The sequence below is a fragment of the Pantoea sp. EKM21T genome, from assembly GCF_011800405.1.
Taxonomy (GTDB): domain Bacteria; phylum Pseudomonadota; class Gammaproteobacteria; order Enterobacterales; family Enterobacteriaceae; genus Pantoea; species Pantoea agglomerans.
Window position 1 is genome coordinate 13587 of sequence record NZ_JAALFV010000016.1, and the last position, 22584, is coordinate 36170.

General features: G+C 55.2%; 20 protein-coding genes and 1 riboswitch. Of the genes, 9 read left to right on the plus strand and 11 right to left on the minus strand.

Features of this window, described 5'->3' with window-relative positions; genetic code table 11:
• Positions 1-97 precede the first annotated feature (97 nt).
• From galS to mglC, 4 genes are all read left to right on the plus strand, one after another.
• The gene (gene galS, locus HFD87_RS21960; protein WP_163763086.1) at positions 98-1138 is read left to right on the plus strand and encodes an HTH-type transcriptional regulator GalS; all 1041 of its coding nucleotides are present in this window, start codon (positions 98-100) and stop codon (positions 1136-1138) included.
• Between the two features lie 311 nt (positions 1139-1449).
• Entirely contained in the window at positions 1450-2445 is a 996-nt protein-coding gene (gene mglB, locus HFD87_RS21965; RefSeq protein ID WP_167423931.1) for a galactose/glucose ABC transporter substrate-binding protein MglB, read from the plus strand.
• A gap of 68 nt (positions 2446-2513) precedes the next feature.
• Positions 2514-4034 (plus strand): galactose/methyl galactoside ABC transporter ATP-binding protein MglA, encoded by a 1521-nt coding sequence (gene mglA / locus HFD87_RS21970; RefSeq protein ID WP_010248250.1) that lies wholly within the window; start codon positions 2514-2516, stop codon positions 4032-4034.
• A 19-nt stretch (positions 4035-4053) separates the two neighbouring features.
• On the plus strand, positions 4054-5064 hold the full coding sequence (gene mglC, locus HFD87_RS21975; RefSeq protein ID WP_010248248.1) for a galactose/methyl galactoside ABC transporter permease MglC: 1011 nt from the start codon (positions 4054-4056) through the stop codon (positions 5062-5064).
• 523 nt (positions 5065-5587) lie between these two features.
• On the opposite strand, the gene sanA is transcribed toward mglC, so the two are convergent.
• The 6 genes from sanA to metG form a co-directional block, all read right to left on the minus strand.
• Positions 5588-6307, minus strand: a complete 720-nt coding sequence (gene sanA, locus HFD87_RS21980) for an outer membrane permeability protein SanA (protein WP_010248246.1) — start codon at positions 6305-6307, stop codon at positions 5588-5590.
• Positions 6308-6442: 135 nt separating this feature from the next.
• Positions 6443-8140, minus strand: coding sequence for an NAD-dependent malic enzyme (locus HFD87_RS21985; RefSeq protein ID WP_010248245.1), 1698 nt, complete (start codon positions 8138-8140; stop codon positions 6443-6445).
• Positions 8141-8409: 269 nt separating this feature from the next.
• Positions 8410-9300, minus strand: a complete 891-nt coding sequence (cdd, locus tag HFD87_RS21990; protein ID WP_167423932.1) for a cytidine deaminase — start codon at positions 9298-9300, stop codon at positions 8410-8412.
• 120 nt (positions 9301-9420) lie between these two features.
• Positions 9421-10113, minus strand: a complete 693-nt coding sequence (locus tag HFD87_RS21995; RefSeq protein WP_010248240.1) for a CidB/LrgB family autolysis modulator — start codon at positions 10111-10113, stop codon at positions 9421-9423.
• Entirely contained in the window at positions 10106-10498 is a 393-nt protein-coding gene (locus HFD87_RS22000) for a CidA/LrgA family protein (protein WP_167423933.1), read from the minus strand. Before HFD87_RS22000 ends, HFD87_RS21995 begins: the two co-directional genes overlap by 8 nt.
• 233 nt (positions 10499-10731) lie before the next feature.
• Complete coding sequence (metG, locus tag HFD87_RS22005) at positions 10732-12765, minus strand: methionine--tRNA ligase (protein WP_010248234.1); 2034 nt, start codon at positions 12763-12765, stop codon at positions 10732-10734.
• A 177-nt stretch (positions 12766-12942) separates the two neighbouring features.
• Between metG and apbC the strand changes: the two genes are divergently transcribed.
• A complete protein-coding gene (apbC, locus tag HFD87_RS22010) occupies positions 12943-14055 on the plus strand; it encodes an iron-sulfur cluster carrier protein ApbC (protein WP_010248231.1) in 1113 nt (370 codons plus the stop codon).
• Here apbC and HFD87_RS22015 read toward each other — a convergent pair.
• Entirely contained in the window at positions 14052-14507 is a 456-nt protein-coding gene (locus HFD87_RS22015) for a GNAT family N-acetyltransferase (RefSeq protein ID WP_010670997.1), read from the minus strand. The genes apbC and HFD87_RS22015 overlap by 4 nt on opposite strands.
• Before the next feature lie 236 nt (positions 14508-14743).
• On the opposite strand from HFD87_RS22015, the gene ahpC reads away from it, so the two are divergent.
• Complete coding sequence (gene ahpC, locus HFD87_RS22020; protein ID WP_010248225.1) at positions 14744-15307, plus strand: alkyl hydroperoxide reductase subunit C; 564 nt, start codon at positions 14744-14746, stop codon at positions 15305-15307.
• Positions 15308-15378: 71 nt separating this feature from the next.
• A complete protein-coding gene (gene ahpF, locus HFD87_RS22025) occupies positions 15379-16947 on the plus strand; it encodes an alkyl hydroperoxide reductase subunit F (protein WP_010248223.1) in 1569 nt (522 codons plus the stop codon).
• 54 nt (positions 16948-17001) lie between these two features.
• Here the strand turns inward: ahpF and HFD87_RS22030 are convergent, their stop codons facing one another.
• On the minus strand, positions 17002-17961 hold the full coding sequence (locus HFD87_RS22030) for an AEC family transporter (RefSeq protein WP_022625034.1): 960 nt from the start codon (positions 17959-17961) through the stop codon (positions 17002-17004).
• Between the two features lie 97 nt (positions 17962-18058).
• Positions 18059-18256, minus strand: a complete 198-nt coding sequence (locus HFD87_RS22035) for a hypothetical protein (RefSeq protein ID WP_010248217.1) — start codon at positions 18254-18256, stop codon at positions 18059-18061.
• Between the two features lie 307 nt (positions 18257-18563).
• A riboswitch (TPP riboswitch) is annotated at positions 18564-18664 on the plus strand.
• Positions 18665-18698: 34 nt separating this feature from the next.
• Here HFD87_RS22035 and thiM point away from each other — a divergent pair.
• Together thiM and thiD are read left to right on the plus strand one after the other, a co-directional pair.
• The gene (gene thiM / locus HFD87_RS22040) at positions 18699-19496 is read left to right on the plus strand and encodes a hydroxyethylthiazole kinase (RefSeq protein WP_122890131.1); all 798 of its coding nucleotides are present in this window, start codon (positions 18699-18701) and stop codon (positions 19494-19496) included.
• Positions 19483-20283: a bifunctional hydroxymethylpyrimidine kinase/phosphomethylpyrimidine kinase gene (gene thiD / locus HFD87_RS22045; RefSeq protein WP_167423934.1), complete on the plus strand. Its 801-nt coding sequence runs from the start codon at positions 19483-19485 to the stop codon at positions 20281-20283. The genes thiM and thiD overlap by 14 nt, the downstream gene beginning before the upstream one ends.
• A 52-nt stretch (positions 20284-20335) precedes the next feature.
• On the opposite strand, the gene HFD87_RS22050 is transcribed toward thiD, so the two are convergent.
• Complete coding sequence (locus tag HFD87_RS22050; RefSeq protein WP_010248206.1) at positions 20336-21022, minus strand: GntR family transcriptional regulator; 687 nt, start codon at positions 21020-21022, stop codon at positions 20336-20338.
• Between the two features lie 99 nt (positions 21023-21121).
• On the minus strand, positions 21122-22582 hold the full coding sequence (locus tag HFD87_RS22055; RefSeq protein ID WP_060680596.1) for a mannitol dehydrogenase family protein: 1461 nt from the start codon (positions 22580-22582) through the stop codon (positions 21122-21124).
• Between the last annotated feature and the right edge of the window lie 2 nt (positions 22583-22584).

Below are 22584 nucleotides of genomic sequence, written 5' to 3' on the forward strand. Positions count from 1 at the left end.
GTGACGCAATTCACGCTGTACGCCTCCTGCCCCTGACAAAATAGCGCCGGTGTTCAACCCGGCGTGATGCCTTATTTTTCCTTTGTGGAACTGCTGCATGATAACAATTCGTGATGTTGCCCGTCAGGCTGGCGTGTCGGTGGCGACCGTGTCGCGCGTCCTCAATCAGAGCAGCGCCGTCACCTCTGACACCCGCGACGCCGTGTTACAGGCGGTGGAAGCGCTGGGCTATCGCCCCAACGCCAATGCGCAGGCGCTGGCGACGCAGGTCAGTGACACCATTGGTGTGGTGGTGATGGATGTTTCGGATCCCTTCTTCGGTGCACTTGTTAAAGCGGTGGATACCGTGGCGCAGCGCGTGCACAAACATGTGTTAATCAGCAACTCCTGGCATCAGGAAGAGAAAGAGCGTCATGCCATTGAAGTGCTGATTCGTCAGCGTTGCAGCGCCCTGGTGGTACACGCGAAAACACTGCCTGACGCTGAGCTGGCGGATTTTATGCGCCACGTTCCGGGCATGGTGGTGATTAACCGCATCGTGCCCGGATTTGAACACCGCAGTGTCAGTCTGGATAACGTCACGGGTGCATTGATGGCTTCACGAACCCTGCTACAGCAGGGGCATAGCCGCATTGGCTACCTTTGTTCCAGCCATCCCATCGAAGATGTGGCGCAGCGCCGTGAAGGGTGGATGCAGGCGATGGCAGAGCAGGGCATCCGGCCGCAGGAGAGCTGGATAGCCAGCGCAGAGCCCGATATGCAGGGCGGCGAAGCGGCGATGGTGGAGCTGCTGGGACGCAATCTCAATCTCAGTGCGGTGTTTGCCTATAACGACGGCATGGCGGCTGGCGCACTCACTGCGCTGAAAGACAACGGCATCCAGGTGCCACAGCATTTTTCTGTCATTGGCTTTGATGATATCCCCATTTCCCGTTACACCGATCCACAGTTAACCACTGTGCGCTATCCCATTGTATCTATGGCAAAAATCGCCACTGAACTGGCACTGCAGGGCGCAGCCGGACTGCTGGATGACACGGCAACGCACATCTTTATGCCAACGCTGGTGCGGCGTCATTCGGTGGCGCAGCGGCAAAATGTGGAGTCCGTCACTAATTCAGGCGATTCAGCCATGTAACCGTTTTCAATCTGTGATTACATTCACAGTTAATTAACATTGCTCTCACTATGATGGCAGCGTCTTACCGGACTGAAACATTATGTAACGCCAGTGTAACGGCATCAGTTGTGGTCTCAGTAGCCGGTTAAAGGGTTTATACCCTCTTCATGGAAGCATTCTGGCACAGGGAAGTCAGGTTTTAGACGGTGTTCAATGGCTTAACATTCTCATTACGTTAACCGACGCGCCGATCTGTTTTACCGATTGCTCTCCCGCCTGTATGGCGCGGTAGCGCTAAAAAGACCCTGCATAATAAAACCGGAGATACCATGAATAAGAAGGTTTTCACGCTTACAGCACTGGTTGCCAGCATGATGTTTGGTGCAACCGCTCACGCAGCTGACACCCGTATCGGCGTGACCATTTACAAATATGATGACAACTTCATGTCAATGGTACGCAAAGACATCGAGAAAGAAGCGAAAGCGACCGGTGGCGTGCAGTTGCTGATGAATGATTCACAGAATGACCAGTCCAAACAGAACGATCAGATTGACGTGCTGATGGCAAAAGGCGTGAAAGCGCTGGCGATTAACCTGGTTGACCCGGCTGCGGCTGCGGTGGTGGTAGACAAAGCGCGTGCCAACGACGTGCCGGTGGTCTTCTTCAACAAAGAACCTAACGCCAAAGTGCTGGCCGGTTATGACAAAGCTTACTATGTCGGTACCGACTCTAAAGAGTCAGGCATCATTCAGGGTCAGCTGATTGAGAAGCACTGGAAAGCCACACCCGCGTGGGATCTGAACAAAGATGGTCAGATTCAGTTCGTGCTGCTGAAAGGCGAGCCGGGCCATCCTGATGCAGAAGCCCGTACCAAATATGTGATCGATACCCTGAACAAAGATGGTCTGAAAACCCAGCAGTTAGCGATGGATACTGCAATGTGGGATACCGCGCAGGCCAAAGATAAGATGGATGCGTGGCTGTCAGGCCCGAATGCCAAAAAAATCGAAGTTGTGATTGCCAACAACGATGCGATGGCGATGGGTGCGGTTGAAGCGCTGAAAGCGCACAACATGACCTCAATCCCGGTCTTCGGCGTCGATGCACTGCCAGAAGCGCTGGCGCTGGTGAAATCCGGTGCGCTGGCCGGTACCGTGCTGAACGATGCGGAAAACCAGGCGAAAGCAACGCTGGATATTGCCAACAATCTGGCTAACGGCAAAGCTGCCACCGACGGAACAAACTTCAAGATGGTTGATAAGATCGTCCGCGTTCCTTACGTGCCGGTTGATAAAGAAAATCTGTCTCAGTTCGTGAAATAAGAACGATTACGGGCGCGACCGCTGTCGCGCCTTTTTTATGTCACCACCGTTTTTTAGCCAGGTAAAATATGGCCAGTGATAATACGACCGCGCAGCGAGAATATCTGCTGGAAATGACGGATGTCTCAAAATCATTTCCCGGCGTTAAAGCGTTAGATAATGTGAATTTAAAAGTGCGGCCTCACTCTGTTCATGCATTAATGGGCGAGAACGGTGCCGGGAAATCCACCTTATTAAAATGCCTGTTTGGTATTTATAAAAAAGATACCGGCAGTATCCTGTTTCAGGGTAAAGAGATCGACTATAAAAGTTCCAAAGAGGCGCTGGAAAATGGCGTGTCGATGGTGCATCAGGAATTAAATCTGGTCCTGCAGCGTACCGTGATGGACAATATGTGGCTTGGGCGTTATCCGCGCAAAGGCTTCTTTGTCGATCAGGATAAAATGTACCGGGATACTAAAGCGATTTTTGACGAGCTGGATATCGATATCGATCCGCGCGACAAAGTTGCCAATCTTTCTGTATCGCAGATGCAGATGATTGAAATTGCCAAAGCGTTTTCCTACGATGCGAAAATTGTGATTATGGATGAGCCGACCTCCTCGTTAACCGAGAAAGAGGTTAATCACCTGTTCACGATTATTCGTAAGCTGAAAGATCGCGGCTGTGGCATTGTTTATATTTCGCACAAAATGGAAGAGATTTTCCAGCTGTGTGATGAGATCACTATCCTGCGTGATGGTCAGTGGATCACCTCTCAGCCGCTGGAAGGGCTGGATATGGATAAGATCATCTCCATGATGGTCGGCCGTTCACTGAACCAGCGTTTCCCTGACCGTACCAACGTGCCAGGCGAGACGATTCTTGAGGTGCGTCATCTGACGTCACTGCGTCAGCCATCGATTCGCGACATCTCATTTGATTTGCGTAAAGGGGAGATACTCGGCATTGCCGGGCTGGTGGGCGCCAAACGTACCGATATCGTCGAAACGCTGTTTGGCATTCGCGAAAAATCGGGCGGCACCATTAAACTGCATGGCAAACCGATTAATAATCACAGCGCCAATGAAGCCATTAACCACGGTTTTGCGCTGGTGACTGAAGAGCGTCGCTCAACCGGTATTTATGCTTTCCTCGACATTGGTTTTAACTCGCTTATTTCCAATATCAAAAAATATAAAAACAGTATGGGACTGCTGGATAATAAACGCATGAAGAGTGATACCCAGTGGGTGATCGATTCTATGCGTGTAAAAACGCCAGGCCACCATACTCAGATTGGTTCGCTTTCGGGCGGTAACCAGCAAAAAGTGATTATTGGCCGCTGGTTATTGACCCAGCCTGAAATCCTGATGCTTGATGAACCCACTCGCGGTATTGATGTTGGTGCAAAATTCGAAATTTACCAGTTAATTGCTGAGCTGGCGAAAAGAGAAAAGGGCATCATTATTATCTCATCCGAAATGCCGGAGCTGTTAGGCATTACCGATCGTATTCTGGTAATGAGTAATGGTCTGGTAGCAGGCATAGTTGATACCAAAACGACCACGCAGAACGAAATATTGCGTTTAGCGTCATTACACCTTTAATGAAGCAAGGGCTGTTAACATGAAAGCGACTACAAAAAAGAATGCGCTAACCTGGTTAAAAGAGGGCGGCATTTATGTCGTGCTGCTGGTATTGCTGGCTATTATTATTTTCCAGGACCCCTCATTTTTAAGTTTAATGAACCTGAGTAATATTCTGACCCAATCTTCGGTGCGCATTATTATTGCACTGGGTGTGGCGGGTTTGATTGTGACGCAGGGTACTGACCTGTCAGCCGGACGTCAGGTCGGTCTGGCGGCGGTGGTCGCCGCGACGCTGCTGCAGGCGATGGATAACGCGAACAAGGTCTTCCCGACGCTGGATACGGTGCCGATTCCACTGGTAATCCTGACCGTGTGCATCATCGGCGGCGTGATTGGTCTGGTCAACGGTGTGATTATTGCTTACCTCAAGGTAACGCCATTTATCACCACGCTGGGCACCATGATCATCGTTTACGGTATCAACTCACTTTATTACGACTTTGTTGGCGCATCACCGATTGCCGGTTTTGATACAGGGTTCTCGAAATTTACCCAGGGCTTCTTACGCTTTGGTGATTTCAAGCTCTCGTTCATCACCTTCTACGCCGTGATTGCCATTATTTTCGTCTGGGTGCTGTGGAATAAAACCCGTTTCGGCAAGAACATTTTTGCTATCGGCGGTAACCCGGAAGCGGCGAAAGTCTCAGGCGTTAACGTCAACCTGAACCTGATCATGATTTATGCCCTGTCAGGTGTGTTCTACGCCTTCGGCGGGATGCTGGAAGCGGGTCGTATCGGTTCGGCCACCAACAACCTCGGCTTTATGTATGAGCTGGATGCGATTGCGGCCTGTGTGGTCGGCGGTGTCTCCTTCGCCGGTGGTGTGGGTAGCGTGGCGGGCGTAGTGACCGGTGTGTTGATCTTCACCGTCATCAACTACGGTCTGACCTATATCGGCGTCAACCCTTACTGGCAGTACATCATTAAAGGCGGCATCATCATCTTCGCCGTGGCGCTGGATTCCCTGAAATATTCCCGTAAGAAGTAAGTCTTCTTCAGTGCTCATAAAGCGACCTTCGGGTCGCTTTTTTATTATGTGGAAGTGGTGGGTGTTGCTGTGAGATCGAGTATGCGAAGGGAACACGGTCAGATCGGAAAGTCGCTAAGGCCAGTAAATGATCTGCCCGTGTCATTCCTCCGCAGAACGCTTTTTATAGCGGAGAGTGCTGGGGTCGTTGCTGTGAGATCGAGTATGCGTAGGGAACACGGTCAGATCGGAAAGACGCAAAACCTGTCATCCATGACACGCTCGGTCCGCGTCGTCCCTGACGCGGGACGCTTTCCTCTTCTGACTCTGTTCCCTGCGTGTTGAGCTTATTTATTGCTGTTGGATTCACCCTAATTCAGACTGATAAGCAGTCAGCTTAAAAATCGCTGCGGAATGGTCTTCTGTCAGACGGCGACAAAAGCTAAAGCGATCTTTGCGGAAGGCGTATGCTCCCTGAGCCCTGCACGTCACTGCCAGACCTCGACACAGCAGTAACCAGCATAAAGAAGCCGCAGCGCGTGAGCTATTTCCGCAGCTTCTGTTCCAGCTCCAGCAGCTGCTCCGGCGTCACTGCCGGGTAACTCTGCGCATCTTCAGGGACATCGCGCACGGCGGGGATCGGCACCAGTGGGCCCAGGAAGCGGGGTTCGCGCTTTAGCAGGAAGAGATCCACCAGCGCGCCCAGCCGGGCACCTACCTCACGGAAGCGCACGCTAAGCATGTTCTTCGGTGAGGGCACCGCATAACACTGCGCCTGAATACCCAGCTGTAAGGCGATAAACAGGGCACGCTCACAATGGAAACGCTGCGTGATAATAATGAAGTCGTTGGTATCAAACACTTTGCGGGTGCGCACAATCGAATCCAGCGTGCGGAAACCGGCATAGTCCAGCACGATATCAGCCGGATCGACACCGGCTTTGATGAGATCGCGGCGCATCGTCATCGGCTCGTTATAGCTTTGCAGCGCGTTATCACCGCTTAACAGCAGATAATTGACCTTGCCGCTGTTGTAGGCATTCAGCGCGCCCTGCATACGATAGAGGTAATACTGATTGATGACGCCGGTGCGATAATATTTCGCCGTACCCAGTACCACACCGACCTGACGATGTGGCAAAGAGGCGACATTTTCGTAGATAAAGGGCGCAGTTTTCCAGCTGATCCAGCGATCAAGGCCGAGCGCCGTTGCCATCATCAGTAAGATGATGAAAAGCAGACCAATGAAAACGCGTTTCAGCATGCGCCTGGAGACTCGATGTCAGAATAGTGAGATGGGACAAGGCTACTTGAGCTGTCACTGTGAAGCAAGTTACTGCCGGCTGGCTGTGCTCTTTTTGAACACTGCCGGATCGGATGCAATCCGGCAGTCTGAAGATTAAATCGAGGTACGACGATAATGACGGTACTGCGGCAGCCAGAAGTTGTTGGCGATAGCCTGTGACAACACATCTTCAGAGGTCACCACGGCGACACCCGCCAGCTGAGCAGCTTTACCCACTTCCATCGCAATGATTTTCGATACACCCTGGATATCTTTAATCTCAGGCAGCACCGGGCCTTCACCTTCATTCACCAGCGGAGAGCAGTCAGCGAGCGCGCGGCTGGCGGTCATCAGCATGGTATCGGTAACGCGGCTGGCACCCGAAGCAATCACACCCAGACCAATGCCCGGGAAGATGTAGGAGTTGTTGCACTGCGCAATCGGATAGGTTTTACCGTTCCAGCTCACCGGCGAGAACGGACTGCCGGTTGCGACCAGTGCGGCACCGTCAGTCCAGGCGATGATATCGGCTGGCGTCGCTTCCACGCGTGATGTCGGGTTCGACAGTGGCATCACAATAGGGCGCTTACAGTGCTTGTGCATCTCGCGGATGATCTCTTCGGTGAACAGGCCCGGCTGGCCAGAGACACCAATCAGAATATCGGGCTGCGCATTGCGCACCACGTCCAGCAGCGAGATGGAATCATTGGTGACATCCCACTGCTGCAGGTTTTCGCTCTTCTGCACCAGCTTGCTCTGGAAATCGAGCAGGTTAGGCAGCTTGTCAGTGAGCAGACCAAAGCGATCCACCATCATTACGCGGCCACGCGCTTCCTCGTCACTCAGACCTTCGGATTTCATCTGTGCGATGATCTGTTCAGCGATACCACAACCTGCGGAACCGGCGCCCAGGAACACCACTTTCTGCTCGCACAGGCGGCTGCCGGCGGCGCGGCTGGCGGCAATCAGCGTACCCACGGTTACGGCGGCAGTGCCCTGAATATCATCATTAAAGCAGCAGACTTCATCGCGATAGCGGTTCAGCAGCGGCATGGCATTCTTCTGGGCGAAATCTTCAAACTGCAACAGCACTTTCGGCCAGCGGCGTTTAACGGCCTGAATAAAATCGTTCACGAACGCATCATACTCTTCACCGGTGATGCGCGGATGACGCCAGCCCATATAGAGCGGATCGTTCAGCAACTGCTGGTTGTTGGTACCAACATCCAGCACCACCGGCAGGGTGTAAGCCGGACTGATGCCGCCACAGGCGGTGTAGAGTGAAAGCTTACCAATCGGGATACCCATACCACCGATGCCCTGATCGCCGAGGCCCAGAATACGCTCGCCATCAGTCACCACAATCACCTTCACATTCTGCTTGGTGGCGTTTTGCAGCATATCTTCGATATGGTCGCGGTTAGGGTAGGAGATGAACACGCCACGCGCACGACGGTAGATTTCAGAGAAGTGTTCACAGGCTGCGCCGACGGTCGGGGTGTAGATGATGGGCATCATCTCTTCGAGATGGTTATCCAGCAGGCGGTAGAACAGCGTTTCGTTGGTGTCCTGAATGTTACGCAGGTAGACATGCTTATCGTTATTGTTTTTGAAGTCCTGGAACTGACGCCAGGCACGCTGCGCCTGCTCTTCAATCGATTCCACTGCTTCTGGCAGCAGACCGTTGAGGTTGAATTCGTTACGTTCTTCGATACTAAAGGCGCTGCCTTTGTTCAGCAGGGGAAATTCCAGCAAAATCGGGCCAGCATAAGGGATATACAGCGGGCGTTTACTTTCGTAGTCGAGTTCCATGCGGTAATGCTCCGGTTGCAGTGTTGTCTGGCGTCACGCCGGAAAGGTAGCGCCAGTTTTCTTACCCGTTATAGCTCAGACTGCAGGCCTGGCAGCGGCAGGGGAACCGCTGCTAAAACATTCACGACCGTGCTGCTATCCTGCAACCTGAATTATTCAGAGTAATTTGTAATCACGTGAATTCTGGCGCCAGATCCTATGAAATTTCCCGCAGAAGTACAGCGTTTGTTCATAAAAGCTCACAAAACTGTGGCCTCTCTGACAGCGGGTTATGCTTTGTACAGCGTCACCTGCAGCAGCTCACTGCAACCGAATGTCTCAAGTGTCGCCTGTGTGGCGGCGAACTGGCTTAGCGTGGCATTTTCTACTTCGGCTAATACCGCTTTTTTTATCTGACGAACATCGCCACCCTGCATGTTCAGCAGGACCAGCGCTGCCTGAAGGGGCGGGAAACTCGGGTTAAAGGCGGCATTTTCCGCATAGCGCCCGGTGACAATCGCGCCGTTTGCGGTCAGCAGCGCAACACCGGCGTGTGACTGGCTGTAAGGCGCGTGGCTGGCATTGGCAGCGGCAACCGCGGCCTGCACCAGTTCATCGCCTTCGGCTACATAGCCGTGATCCACGCTGTCCATCAGGAAGGTCGTGATGTCCAGATCGCGCGGTCCAAAGGCATCCGGCAGATAATCGGCCAGGGTGCTGATCGCGCGTTGTGGCAGGCTGATGCGAATGTTCGTACCGCTGTTCAGCTCGTTCATAAACTGACGGCAGTGACCGCACGGTGTGTAGTTAACGGTGATCGTCTCAAGCTGACTTTCGCCACGCAGCCACGCATGGGTAATGGCGCTCTGCTCGGCGTGAACCGTCTGTTGCAACGGCGTACCGATAAATTCCATGTTGGCCCCGAAGTACCAGTTGCCGCTGACGCCACGGGCGATAGCCCCGACGTTAAAATGCGACACGGTAGCAACGGCACAGGCCGCCGCCAGGGGCAGCAGCGCCAGCGCCAGAGCATCGGCATCCATCTGCGTCTGTTGCTGCAGTGAGGCGACCTGGTCGGCGCTCAGCACCGCCTGAAAGCCAGGATCGTCCAGCAGCGGAGCGAGTGCGGTTTGCAGCGTTGACGGCAATGCCTCAAAGGCAGAGAGGAAACGGGATTGCATGTGAGCCTCATTAGATTCAGCAGGGCGATGTGCCAGTCACCGGTTTATATGTGATCCACATCGCTCTGACAATGTAACCTGTGTTGCATGTTTCAACTTTGCGAGATCTCTCGCAAACTTTCAGCCAAACCAGTGCAGCAGCAGCGGAAAAATAAACGGCGCCAGCAGTGAGGTGATGATGCCGCAGATCACCAGCGCCAGTGAGCTGAATGCCCCTTCCTGATAGTCGAGTTCAGCGGCGCGCGCTGTGCCGAGGGCGTGCGACGCGTTACCTATCGCCAGTCCGCGCGCTGCTTTAGATTTCACGCCAAGCAGATTCAGCACGGTATGTCCGAACACCGCCCCCAGTACCCCGGCAATCAGCACGCAGATGGCGCTGATGGCGGGAATACCGTGCAGCGAACCGGAGACGGCCATCGCAATGGGCGTGGTAACGGATTTAGGAACAATGGTAGCGGCGATTTCAGGCGTGGCACCCATCCACAGAGCAATAGCGGTGCCAGAGGTCATGGCGGTCACACTGCCGATAAAGCAGACGCCAATAATCGATTTCCAGCGGGCTCGGATCTGGTGCATCTGCTCATACAGCGGCAGTGCCAGCGCGACAACTGCCGGTTGCAGCAGCTGATTAAGAATCTGACTGCCCGCGAAATAGCGCGAATAGGGCAGCTGCAACAGCAGCAGAATCGGGATAATAATCGCCATCGCGACCAGCAGCGGATTAAGCAGCGAGATTTTCAGCCGTATCGCCAGTTTGCGCGCCAGAAAAAATGCCGCCAGCGTCAGTGGCAGTGACCACCATATTTCACTCATCGCCTGACTCCCCGGTCGGACGGCGACTATGAAGCTGGTGGGCGCTTACGCCGACAATAGAGAGAACCAGGAAGGTGCTGACGACGCAGGAGATCACGATAGGGCCAAACTGCGCGGTCAGAATATCGGTGTAGCTCATTACCCCGACGCTGATTGGCACAAATAGCAGCGCCATATAGCGAATCAGCAGATGGCAGCCCGGTTTAACCCAGCTGACAGGCAGGATCTGCGAGGCGAGCAGGGCAAACAGAATTAACATCCCAAGGATGCTGCCAGGCAGTTTGATGGGCAGCAGCGAGGCGATGCCGATTCCGGCGTATAAACAGAGATAAATGATGATAAAGGCGCGAAGATAGCGCCCACAGACAGACAGCACGGTGAGCATGGCAGGCTCCTGTTTTCACTGAGCTTCATCATACGCATTAACCGCTTAGCGTGCTAGCGATCACATTTATGCAGTGGTGTGGCCGTAGCAGATACAGATTTTCAGGGGCGGGAGTGGAATCAAAGCGGTGCACATTCAGAGCGAGGAGAGATAACCCTTCGCGCCCGTGATGAGGCACGAAGGGTTTGAGAACGGCACTGCGCTAAGCGGTTAAAGCCGCAGAATGCAGAGTGTTACTTAACGGGCATTCCCGGTACAGCACCGCTGTCGACGGACAGCACAAACAGATCTTTGCCGCCAGGACCCGCTGACAGCACCATGCCTTCAGAGATACCAAAGCGCATTTTACGCGGCGCGAGGTTGGCCACGATAATGGTCATTTTACCGACCAGCACAGAGGGATCGGGATAGGCGGCGCGGATACCCGAGAAGATCTGACGCTTTTCACCGCCAAGGTCGAGCTGCAGGCGCAGCAGCTTGTCCGAACCCTCAACCAGTTCCGCCTGCTCAATCAGCGCCACGCGCATATCAACTTTGGCGAAATCGTCGATGGTGATGGTGTCACCTACCGGCGAATCTGCCAGCGGGCCGCTAGCGGCCGGTGCACTGGCGGCAGCGGCATCCTCTTTCGAGGCCTCAATCAGTCCTTCAACCTTTGCCATCTCAATGCGGCTGTAGAGCGCTTTGAATGGCGCAACCTGGTGGTCCAGCAGCGGTTGCGCGATAGCATCCCAGCTCAGTTCGCAGTTCAGGAAGCCTTCTGCACGGGCGCTCAGTGACGGCAGCACCGGCTTCAGCCAGGTCATCAGAATGCGGAACAGGTTAATGCCCATTGAGCAGATCGCCTGCAGATCCGCATCACGGCCTTCCTGCTTCGCCACCACCCACGGAGCCTGCTCATCGACATAACGGTTCGCCAGGTCGGCCAGCGCCATGATCTCACGGATAGCACGGCTGTATTCACGACCGGCCCAGGCGTCACCAATCTTCTCTGACGCGTCCACAAAGGTCTGATAGAGCGCCGGATCGGCCAGCTCAGCCGCCAGTTTGCCGTCAAAGCGTTTAGTGATAAAGCCCGCGTTACGTGACGCCAGGTTAACTACTTTGTTGACGATGTCGGCGTTTACGCGCTGGACGAAATCTTCCAGATTCAGATCGATATCGTCGATACGTGAAGAGAGTTTCGCCGCGTAGTAGTAACGCAGGCTGTCCGCATCCAGATGCTGCAGCCAGGTGCTGGCTTTAATAAAGGTGCCGCGCGACTTCGACATCTTGGCACCGTTGACGGTGACATAGCCGTGCACAAACAGATTGTTCGGCTTGCGGAAGTTGCTGCCTTCCAGCATCGCTGGCCAGAACAGGCTGTGGAAGTAGACGATATCTTTACCGATGAAGTGATAGAGCTCGGTAGTGGAGTCTTTACGCCAGAATTCATCGAAGTCGATGTCGCCGCGCTTGTCGCACAGGTTCTTGAACGAGCCCATGTAGCCGATAGGCGCATCCAGCCAGACATAAAAATATTTGCCTGGCGCGTCCGGAATTTCAAAGCCGAAGTAAGGCGCGTCGCGGGAGATATCCCACTGCTGCAGGCCCGATTCGAACCACTCCTGCATTTTGTTCGCCACCTGATCCTGCAGCGCACCCGAGCGGGTCCAGGCCTGCAGCATGGCGCTGAAGGATGGCAGATCAAAGAAGAAGTGTTCAGAGTCGCGCAGAACCGGCGTCGCGCCAGAGACCACCGATTTTGGCTCGATCAGCTCGGTCGGGCTGTAGGTCGCGCCACACACTTCGCAGTTATCGCCATACTGATCGGCAGATTTACATTTCGGGCAGGTGCCTTTTACAAAACGGTCCGGCAGGAACATCCCTTTTTCCGGATCGTAAAGCTGGGAGATGGTGCGGTTCTTAATAAAACCGTTCTCTTTCAGACGGCCATAAATCAGCGCAGAAAGCTCACGGTTTTCGTCGCCGTGGGTCGAGTGATAGTTGTCATAGCTGACGTTGAAACCGGCAAAGTCGGCTTCATGCTCGCTTTTCATTTCTGCAATCATCTGCTCCGGTGCAATCCCTAACTGCTGAGCTTTCAGCATGATAGGCGTGCCGTGCGCATCATCGGCGCAGATGAAATAAACCTGATTGCCACGCATTCGCTGATAACGCACCCAAATGTCGGCCTGGATATGCTCGAGCATGTGGCCGAGATGGATTGATCCGTTCGCGTAAGGCAGTGCGCACGTTACCAGAATTTTTTTAGCGACTTGAGTCATAGTTTGCGTAGCTTTCTGTTGATTGAAAAAACGGGCTTAGATGGTAACTGAAGGCTTCTCCTGCGTAAACACAAGGGATTCACCCCCTGCGGTCACCGCAGATCCACGGGCATCTGATATCATTGACAATACATCGCTGAAACACAGCGTAAGCACAGCAGAAATAAGGAGTAGGGGATGACAGCACAATCCCGGGAACCGCAGACGCCAGAAGGCCTGCGCGCCATCGTGGCTGGCGTATTGAGAAGCTTTGAGCATCCGACCCTTAAGCAGAATCTCACCGCCCTTAAGGCGTTACATCACGTGGCGCAGCTTGACGGTACGCTGCATGTGGAGCTGCTGATGCCGTTTGCCTGGGCCAGCGGGTTCGACGTCCTGAAAGAGCAGGTCAGCGCCGAACTGCTGCGTCAGACCGGCGCGGGTGCCATCGACTGGCGACTCAGCCATGACATTGCCACCCTGAAACGGGTGAAAAACCAGCCGGGCGTTAACGGCGTGAAAAATATTATTGCGGTCAGCTCTGGCAAAGGCGGCGTGGGTAAATCCAGCACCGCCGTGAACATGGCGCTGGCGCTGGCAGCAGAGGGGGCGCGGGTCGGCATTCTTGACGCCGACATTTATGGCCCGTCAGTGCCGAACATGCTTGGCACCCAGGATCAGCGGCCTACCTCGCCGGATGGCACCCACATGGCACCGATCATGGCGCACGGGCTGGCAACCAACTCTATTGGTTATCTGGTAACGGACGACAATGCGATGGTGTGGCGCGGGCCGATGGCCAGCAAAGCGCTGATGCAGCTGCTGAACGAGACGCTGTGGCCTGAGCTGGATTATCTGGTGCTGGATATGCCACCCGGTACCGGTGACATTCAGCTGACGCTGGCGCAGAACGTACCAGTCACCGGCGCGCTGGTGGTGACCACGCCGCAGGATATCGCCCTGATTGATGCCCGCAAAGGGCTGGTGATGTTTGAAAAGGTCAATGTGCCGGTACTTGGCGTGGTGGAAAACATGAGCCTGCATGTCTGCAGTCAGTGTGGCTTCCATGAGCCGATTTTCGGCACCGGCGGCGCACAAAAACTGGTAGAGGATTACCAGACGCAACTGCTGGCCCAACTGCCGCTGCACATTGACCTGCGCGAAGATCTCGATGAAGGACAGCCGACGGTGATTCGCCGGCCCGATAGCGAGTTTACCGCGCTTTATCGCCAGCTGGCCGGACGCGTTGCTGCCCAGCTTTACTGGCAGGGCGAAGTCATCCCCGGCGACATCGCCTTCCGCGCGCTCTAAGCACGACCCGACCCGCTGGCATATTGCGAAGCCAGCGGGTAGTGCATTAGCACGTAGCCGCCATGTTCGCCTTCGCCTTGTGAAATCATCTTCCAGCCATGTTTCAGGTAAAAGGCCTGCGCCGCTTTATTCTTCTGCAGGCACTTTAGCGCACCGGTTGAGGTAAAGCGCGCCTCTGCCGCCTTAAGCAAAGCGCTGCCCACGCCGCGCCCCTGCCAGTCAGGATCGACATAGAGGCTGTGCAGGAAGTTATCGTTCTCCAGCAGGCCGGCAAATCCGACCCGCTGTCCATCAGCTTCCGCGACCAGCACGGTTTCACCCAGGATTACCCCATCAAAATCTTCCAGCTGCCACTCGCTGCCGTCCAGCCAGCGCCAGTTATGCCGACGCGCCGCCAGAAACAGCGTACGCAGAAAAGGACGATCGGCTTCAGTAAACGGACGAATCTCCACAAGTCAGCTCCCTTTTAATCCGGTCTTACAAAACTAGCAGCGATTCGCGGAGAGGGGCGGAAAAGATAAAGCGGGTTAAATGTCACGTAAATCGCTGTACACTGCCTGCCGGGCCAGAGAGCATCAGGCTCTTAGCGTTTGATAGCTTTCGTTAATCAAATTGATAACGACTGCATATTAGATGTTGGCCCGGAAATTATGTAACCTGCATCACATATTTTAACGGAGGCCACCAGATGTCTATTATCAATACCAAAATCAAGCCGTTCAAAAACGCAGCATTCAAAAACGGCGAATTCATCGACGTAACCGAGAAAGACGTTGAAGGTAAATGGAGTGTGTTCTTCTTCTATCCAGCTGACTTCACCTTCGTCTGCCCGACCGAGCTGGGCGACGTGGCTGATCACTACGAAGAGTTCCAGAAACTGGGCGTAGATATCTACTCCGTTTCTACCGATACCCACTTTACCCACAAAGCCTGGCACGGTTCTTCTGACACCATCGCGAAAATCCAGTACACGATGATCGGTGACCCGACTGGCGCGCTGACCCGTAACTTCGAAATCATGCGCGAAGACGAAGGTCTGGCTGACCGTGGTACCTTTATCGTTGACCCGGAAGGCGTTATCCAGGCAATCGAAATCACTGCTGAAGGCATTGGCCGTGACGCCTCTGACCTGCTGCGCAAAGTGAAAGCGGCTCAGTACGTGGCTTCTCACCCAGGTGAAGTGTGCCCGGCTAAATGGAAAGAAGGTGATGCAACACTGGCTCCGTCTCTGGACCTGGTTGGCAAAATCTAATTCCGCTTCGGCCTTTCGACCATTCTCCAATCGGGTGCTGCGGCACCCGATTTTTTGACCAGGATATCACTATGCTCGACACAAATCTGAAAACCCAGCTCAAGGCTTACCTTGAGAAATTAACCAAACCTGTTGAGTTGATTGCCACGCTGGACGAAGGTGCAAAATCAACCGAGATCCGTGAACTGTTGGTTGATATCGCCGGTTTGTCTGACAAAGTCAGCTTCCGCGAAGAGAACGATCGTCAGGTGCGTAAGCCCTCATTTCTGATCACCAACCCAGGTTCGAACAGCGGCCCGCGTTTTGCCGGTTCACCTCTGGGTCACGAATTTACCTCACTGGTGCTGGCACTGTTACAGACCGGTGGGCATCCGTCGAAAGAAGCACAAAGCCTGCTGGATCAGATTGCCGCGCTGGACAGCGACTTCCATTTCGAAACCTACTATTCACTCTCATGCCATAACTGCCCTGACGTCGTACAGGCGCTGAACCTGATGGCGGTGATTAACCCGCGCATCAGCCACACCGCTATCGACGGTGGCCTGTTCCAGAACGAGATTCAGGAACGTAACGTGATGGGCGTGCCAGCGGTTTACCTCAATGGTAAAGAGTTTGGTCAGGGTCGCATGAGCCTGGCGGAAATTGTCAGCAAAGTGGATACCAATGCCGACAAACGTGCAGCGGAAGAGCTGAACAAGCGTGACGCCTATGAAGTCCTGATTATCGGCAGCGGCCCGGCGGGCGCAGCGGCAGCCATCTACTCAGCACGTAAAGGTATCCGTACCGGCCTGCTGGGTGAGCGTTTTGGCGGCCAGGTGCTGGACACGGTCGATATCGAAAACTATATCTCCGTACCGAAAACCGAAGGGGCAAAACTGGCCGGTTCACTGCGCGCACACGTGGATGATTACAACGTGGACGTCATTGAAAGCCAGAGCGCCATCAAACTGATCCCGGCAGCGAAAGAGGGCGGAATGCACGCCATCGAAACCGCCTCCGGCGCAGTATTGAAATCACGCAGCATCATCCTGGCGACCGGCGCACGCTGGCGTAACATGGGTGTGCCGGGTGAAGAAGAGTATCGCACCAAAGGCGTGACCTACTGCCCACACTGCGATGGCCCGCTGTTTAAAGGCAAACGCACGGCGGTGATCGGCGGCGGTAACTCCGGCGTGGAAGCGGCCATCGATCTGGCCGGTATTGTTGAACACGTTACGCTGCTGGAGTTTGCCGGTGAGATGCGCGCCGATCAGGTGCTGCAGGATAAGCTGCGCAGCCTGAAGAACGTGGATGTGATCCTGAACGCCCAGACCACCGAAGTGAAAGGCGACGGTACCAAAGTCACCGGCCTGCACTATATCGATCGCACGACGCAGACCACTCATGAGCTGCCGCTCTCCGGTATCTTCGTTCAGATTGGTCTGTTGCCGAATACCCCATGGCTGGAAGGCGCGGTTGAGCGTAACAAAATGGGTGAAATCATCATCGATGGTAAATGCGAAACCAGCCTGAAAGGCGTGTTCGCCGCGGGCGACTGCACCACCGTACCGTACAAGCAGATCATCATCGCCAGCGGCGAAGGTGCTAAAGCCTCACTGAGCGCTTTTGACTATCTGATTCGTACCAAATCGGCTGAGTAACATTTAGTTAGCCAGACAATAGCCCTTCAGCACGCCTGCTGAGGGGCTTTTTTGTTAATAGCCCGCCAGCGTCATCAGCATCATCCAGATTGGCGTTGTCACCGCAGCAAACACGGTAGAAAAGAGCATGCTCGCCGCCGCCGGGCCGGTAATGACATTGAACTTCTGCGACATCAGATAGACGTTAACCCCGACTGCCATCGATCCCAGCAGCACCACCACTTTACTCTCCAGCGGCGGCAGATCGGTCAGCCACGCGATAGCCCATACCGTCATCGGTTGCAGCACCAGCTTCAGCAGGCAGATGGTATAGCTCTCTTTTAAGCCATCCCGCACCCGATAGTGTGCCAGGCTCATGCCCAGCGTCACCAGCGACAAGGGTGCGGCCAGTGAGGCCAGCATCTTTAGCGGTTCAGCGGCCAGCAGCGGCAAGGGACGTTGCAGAAAGCTCCAGGCTGTACCGCTGAGAATACCGATGATCAGCGGATTCTTCAGCACGCCGAGCAGGGTGCGCCAGAGTCCTTCCAGCGAGAAGCTGCCCTGTTTTGCCCACTCGACCGAAACGGTCAGTAAGGTCCAGAGGATCAGGCTGTTAAACACCAGCACCAGCGCCACCGGGGGCAGGGCTTCTGGCCCCAGCAGTACCGTGGCCACCGGGATCCCCAGCATGACGTTGTTGGAAAAGATGCCGCCCAGCGCAAAAACCGACGCCGCTACGCCATCCAGATTAAACAGCCTTGTTGCCAGCAGTCGCCCCACGATAAACACCAGCAGGCAACTGCCGAAAAAGGCCAGCAACAGGCGCGCATCCACCGGCGGACTTTGCGAGAAGGTGCTCATCACCCGAAACAGCATGCAGGGCAGAGCAACGTTAAACACAAAGCGGTTCATCCCTTCACTGATGCTGGCGGGCCATTTCCCGAGGCGCGTCAGGCAGTACCCCAGCAGGATCAGGATAAACAGCGGGGCTGACAGGTAAATTTGATGGCTTAAGCTTTCAAACAGCAGTGGCATAGAGAGAGTCTGGTCAGACGATGATTAGTTACCAGACTAACAAATTGCTAACTAACAGTTAACCTGAACTGTGTCCGGAATGACCGTTACCGGGACGCTAACCTAACCAGCGGCGCGCCTGCCGATCGCTGATGTCGCGATAATAGACCCGGTGAATAATTTCGCCACAGCCTGTGCAGCGGGCGGAAATATAGGTGGAGAGGTACTGTCTGCCATTGGGTGCCACGGCACCCTTGCGTTCAATATTAATATCCTGCCATCGATGGCGGTGTGGAATAAGCGCTAAAAATCGCATCATACATCCTGAATAGTATGAAGTTCCGCTTCAGGAGTTTTCTAACCCCATGAAATAAAATGTTTTTTACGATGATGCTGCAAGCAGGTTAATTATTATGGGGTGACCAGAGTCACTGCGGGAAATATTACCCATCCGGGTAATAAGTGTGACTACCTATAAAGAGGTATCTCGTTAACCCGCAGCATTAAGCCTTTTTTTGCACCCTCAGGCGTTGATCGGGATCATGTGAATTGTTTCAGCTCTGATTATTTCCCAGGCGGGAGTCGCTTGCTTTCGCTGCGCGGCTTGCCTATGCTGCAAGCCGTAATACGACTCGGGGTGCCGCTTTCCACACGGAAAGGGCTGAGAAAAACCCGCTGACCTGAACTGGATAATGCCAGCGTAGGGAAGTCTGATGCCTGACCGCATTCGCCTTCTTGTTCGCCGGTTGGGAGCTACGATGACACATCAATCTCAACACCTTTCTGCCGCGCACTTCGCGCCCATTCTGCACGCTTTCCGCCGCCAGTCACCGCTGGTGCACTGTATGACCAATGACGTGGTCCAGAACTTCACCGCCAACGTGTTGCTGGCACTCCATGCCTCACCGGCGATGGTGATCGATGCCGCTGAGGCCGCCCAGTTCAGTAGCATGGCCGATGCACTGCTGATTAACGTGGGCACCTTAACCCGCGAGCGCCAGCAGGCGATGCAGGCTGCCGTCACTGCGGCTAATCAGGCGGGCACGCCCTGGACACTCGATCCGGTTGCCGTCGGCGCGCTGACGCTGCGCAGTGACTTCTGCCAGCAATTGTTAAGCCAGCAACCGGCGGTGATTCGGGGTAATGCGTCAGAGATTCTGGCGCTGGCACAACAGGCCAGCGGCGGGCGCGGTGTCGACACGCTGCATCAGGCGGATGCAGCACTCGATGCGGCCCAACAGCTCGCGGAAACCTGGAGCACGCTGGTGGTCGTCACCGGTGAAGTGGACTACGCCACCGATGGTCAGCGACTCCTTGCTGTACACGGTGGAAGCCCCTTAATGACACGGGTAGTCGGGACCGGCTGCGCCCTCTCGGCAGTGGTGGCGGGTTTCAGCTCTCTGCCTGGCGATCGGCTGATGAATGTCGCGGCCGCCTGTCAGGTGATGGCGCTGGCGGGTGAAAAGGCAGCGGCGCAGGCTGCCGGCCCCGGCAGCTTTGCCACGGCGTTTATTGATGCACTCTGGACGCTGGAGGGTAATCATGAAGCGTATTAACGCTCTGACGATTGCGGGTACCGATCCCAGCGGCGGCGCAGGGATTCAGGCCGATCTCAAGACCTTCTCCGCTCTGGGAGCCTATGGCACCAGCGTCATCACCGCGCTGGTGGCACAGAACACCTGCGGCGTGCAGTCGGTTTATCGCATTACGCCTGACTTTGTGGCTGCCCAGCTCGATTCGGTGCTCAGTGATGTGCGCATCGACAGCGCAAAAATTGGCATGCTGTCAGAAACAGCTATCGTGGAGCAGGTTGCGGCCCGGCTGAGCAATGCGGCAATCCCGTTTATCGTGCTGGACACGGTCATGGTTGCGAAAAGTGGTGATGCGCTGCTCTCGCCAGACGCCGTAGCCAGTGTTCGGGAGCTGTTATTGCCGCAGGTCTCGCTGATCACGCCTAATCTGCCGGAAGCGGCGGCGTTGCTGGACTGCGCCATTGCGGCAGATGAAAAGGAAATGCGCGAGCAGGGACGGGCATTGCTGGCACTGGGCTGTCAGGGCGTGCTGATGAAGGGCGGTCACCTTGCGGCGGCGGAGAGCCCGGACTGGCTGATCACGCACTCAGCAGAGCAGCGATTCAGTTCGCCGCGCGTGAATACCCGTCATACGCACGGCACCGGCTGTACGCTGTCGGCAGCCTTAGCCGCGTTGCGACCACGTCATGCTGACTGGGCAGAGACGATCGGGGAAGCCAAAAACTGGTTACAGCAGGCGCTGCTGCAGGCGGATTCGCTGGAGGTCGGGAAGGGTAACGGGCCGGTTCACCATTTTCATCAATGGTGGTAACGACGAAGGCCCGCATCGACCTGGTAATCAGGTGGTGCGGGCGGTTCCAGGTTCAGGGTGCTTCAAACCAGGCGCTGTTACGCTCGGCAATCGGGGTGATAGAGAAGATCATCTCCTGCAGATGACGACGCATTGCCGCTTCGGCTGCATCGGCGTCATGACGCTTCAGCGCCGCAAAAATCTCTTCATGCTGCTCAATCAGCTTGTCCGGTGGAGAGACTTCACTCAGCGTCAGAAACCGCACCCGGTCCATGGCCGCTTTGATGTTCTCCACCGTTTCCCAGGCCAGCTTACAGTCAATGCTTTCAGCAATCAGGCGATGAAACTCATCGTCCAGAGTGAGAAAAGCCTGGCTGTCATGCCGCTCAGCGGCCATGCGCTGCAGCTGCAGGTTATGCTCCAGCGCCATCAGAGCCGGATCATCAATCTCCAGTGCCGCACGGCGAACCACCGACACCTCAACGGCCTCCCGGATAAAGCGGCCATCCGCCACCCGCTTAGCGGAGATTTTGCGCACGAAAGTGCCACGCTGCGGCAATACCTGTACCAGTCCGGCTTCGGCCAGCTTGATGAACGCTTCGCGCACCGGCTGGCGTGAGACGTTGAAGCGCGCGGATACCTCTTTTTCCGAGAGCAGCGAGCCCGGCTGAATTGCGCAGGTGACGATATCTTTGCGCAGATACCGGTAAATCTGCTGATTTACCGGTTCGCTGGTAGTAATGGTATAGGCGATCGACATGCAGCAATATCCATATTACGGCTGGCAGGGGCCAGCGCGATGGGAAAGTGTCAGTCTAATCAGCGCGCTGCGTCTGCGCCAGCGCTTTGTCACCGGCTGTTATGCCTGGCTCATACACTGTTGCACCGTCGCCCGCGCGCCCTGAGTCGTCAGTTGCTGGTAATACGTCGTCAGTCGGGCAACCAGATCGGCGTTCTGCGCTAAATCTTCGCCAAAGATGTCGCGCAGACCCAATAGCGCACGGACACGTGCTTCGCCTTCTTCGCTACCGGCAACCGTCTCTGCCAGCGTGGCTTTCAGCGGATCGCGGATCTCAATCGGCTGACCCTGCTCATTGACGCCGCCGACATAGCGCATCCAGCCCGCCACGCCCAGCAGCAGCAGGTCGCAGCGGCTGCCGCGCTGCAGATGCCAGCGCAGGCTGTCGAGCATGCGTTGTGGCAATTTTTGCGATCCGTCAGTGGCGATTTGATATGTGCGATGTTTAATGGCACGGTTTTCGTAACGGGCGATCAGCGAATCGGCGTAGGCGTTGAGATCCACGCCCTGGGTACGCAGCGTCGGCGCCTGCTCATCAATCATCAGTGAACGGGCGGCGGCGCGGAAATGGGGATCGGCCACGCAGTCGCTGATGTATTCATAACCGGCCAGAAAGCCGAGATAGGCCAGGAAAGAGTGGCTGCCATTCAGCATGCGCAGTTTCATCTCTTCATAGGGCAGAACGTCACTGACCAGTTCTGCGCCCGCTTTTTCCCACGCCGGACGGCCATTGACGAAGTTATCTTCAATCACCCACTGAAAGAAGGGCTCCGCTTCAACCGCAACCGGGTCATCGGAACCCAGACGCTCGCTTAGTGCCGCAAACGCTGCATCGGTCATGGCCGGAACGATACGATCCACCATGGTGGAGGGGAAGGTAATGTGTTGCTGAATATAGTCTGCCAGGGCCGGATCCTGATGCTGTGCCAGTTGCACAACAACGTTGCGGGTCACGTGACCATTTTCCGGCATGTTGTCACAGGACATCACGCTAAAGGCAGGTAAACCCTGATCCCGTCGGCGGCGAATCGCGGCCAGAATCAGACCGGGCAGCGAACGCGGCGAATGCGGATTCTGCAGGTCATGCACGATGTCAGGGTGATCGGGATTTAAATTGCCACTGGCAGGCTGGTGGCAATAGCCTTTCTCGGTGACGGTCATGGAGACAATGGCTACCTCAGGCTGGCTCATGGCATTGATCACCGCCTCAATACCGTCACTTTTGCCGTGCAGTGCCTGAGTAATGACGCCAATCACCCGGGTATGCAATGAATCATCGGCCATCTCGGTGAGAGTATAAAGCAGCTGCTGCTCTCGCAGGGCCTCAATCAACGCGCCGCTGTTGAGGTTCACTTCACAATAACCCCAGTCGCTGCCCTGTTCAGCCAGCTTATCGCTGCAGAGCGCCTGATGGGCGCGGTGAAATGCACCAAAACCGATATGTACCATGCGGGTTTTTAACTGGCTGCGGTCGTAAGCGGGGCGCTTGACCTCAGCGGGCAGGCGATCAATCTGTAACATAG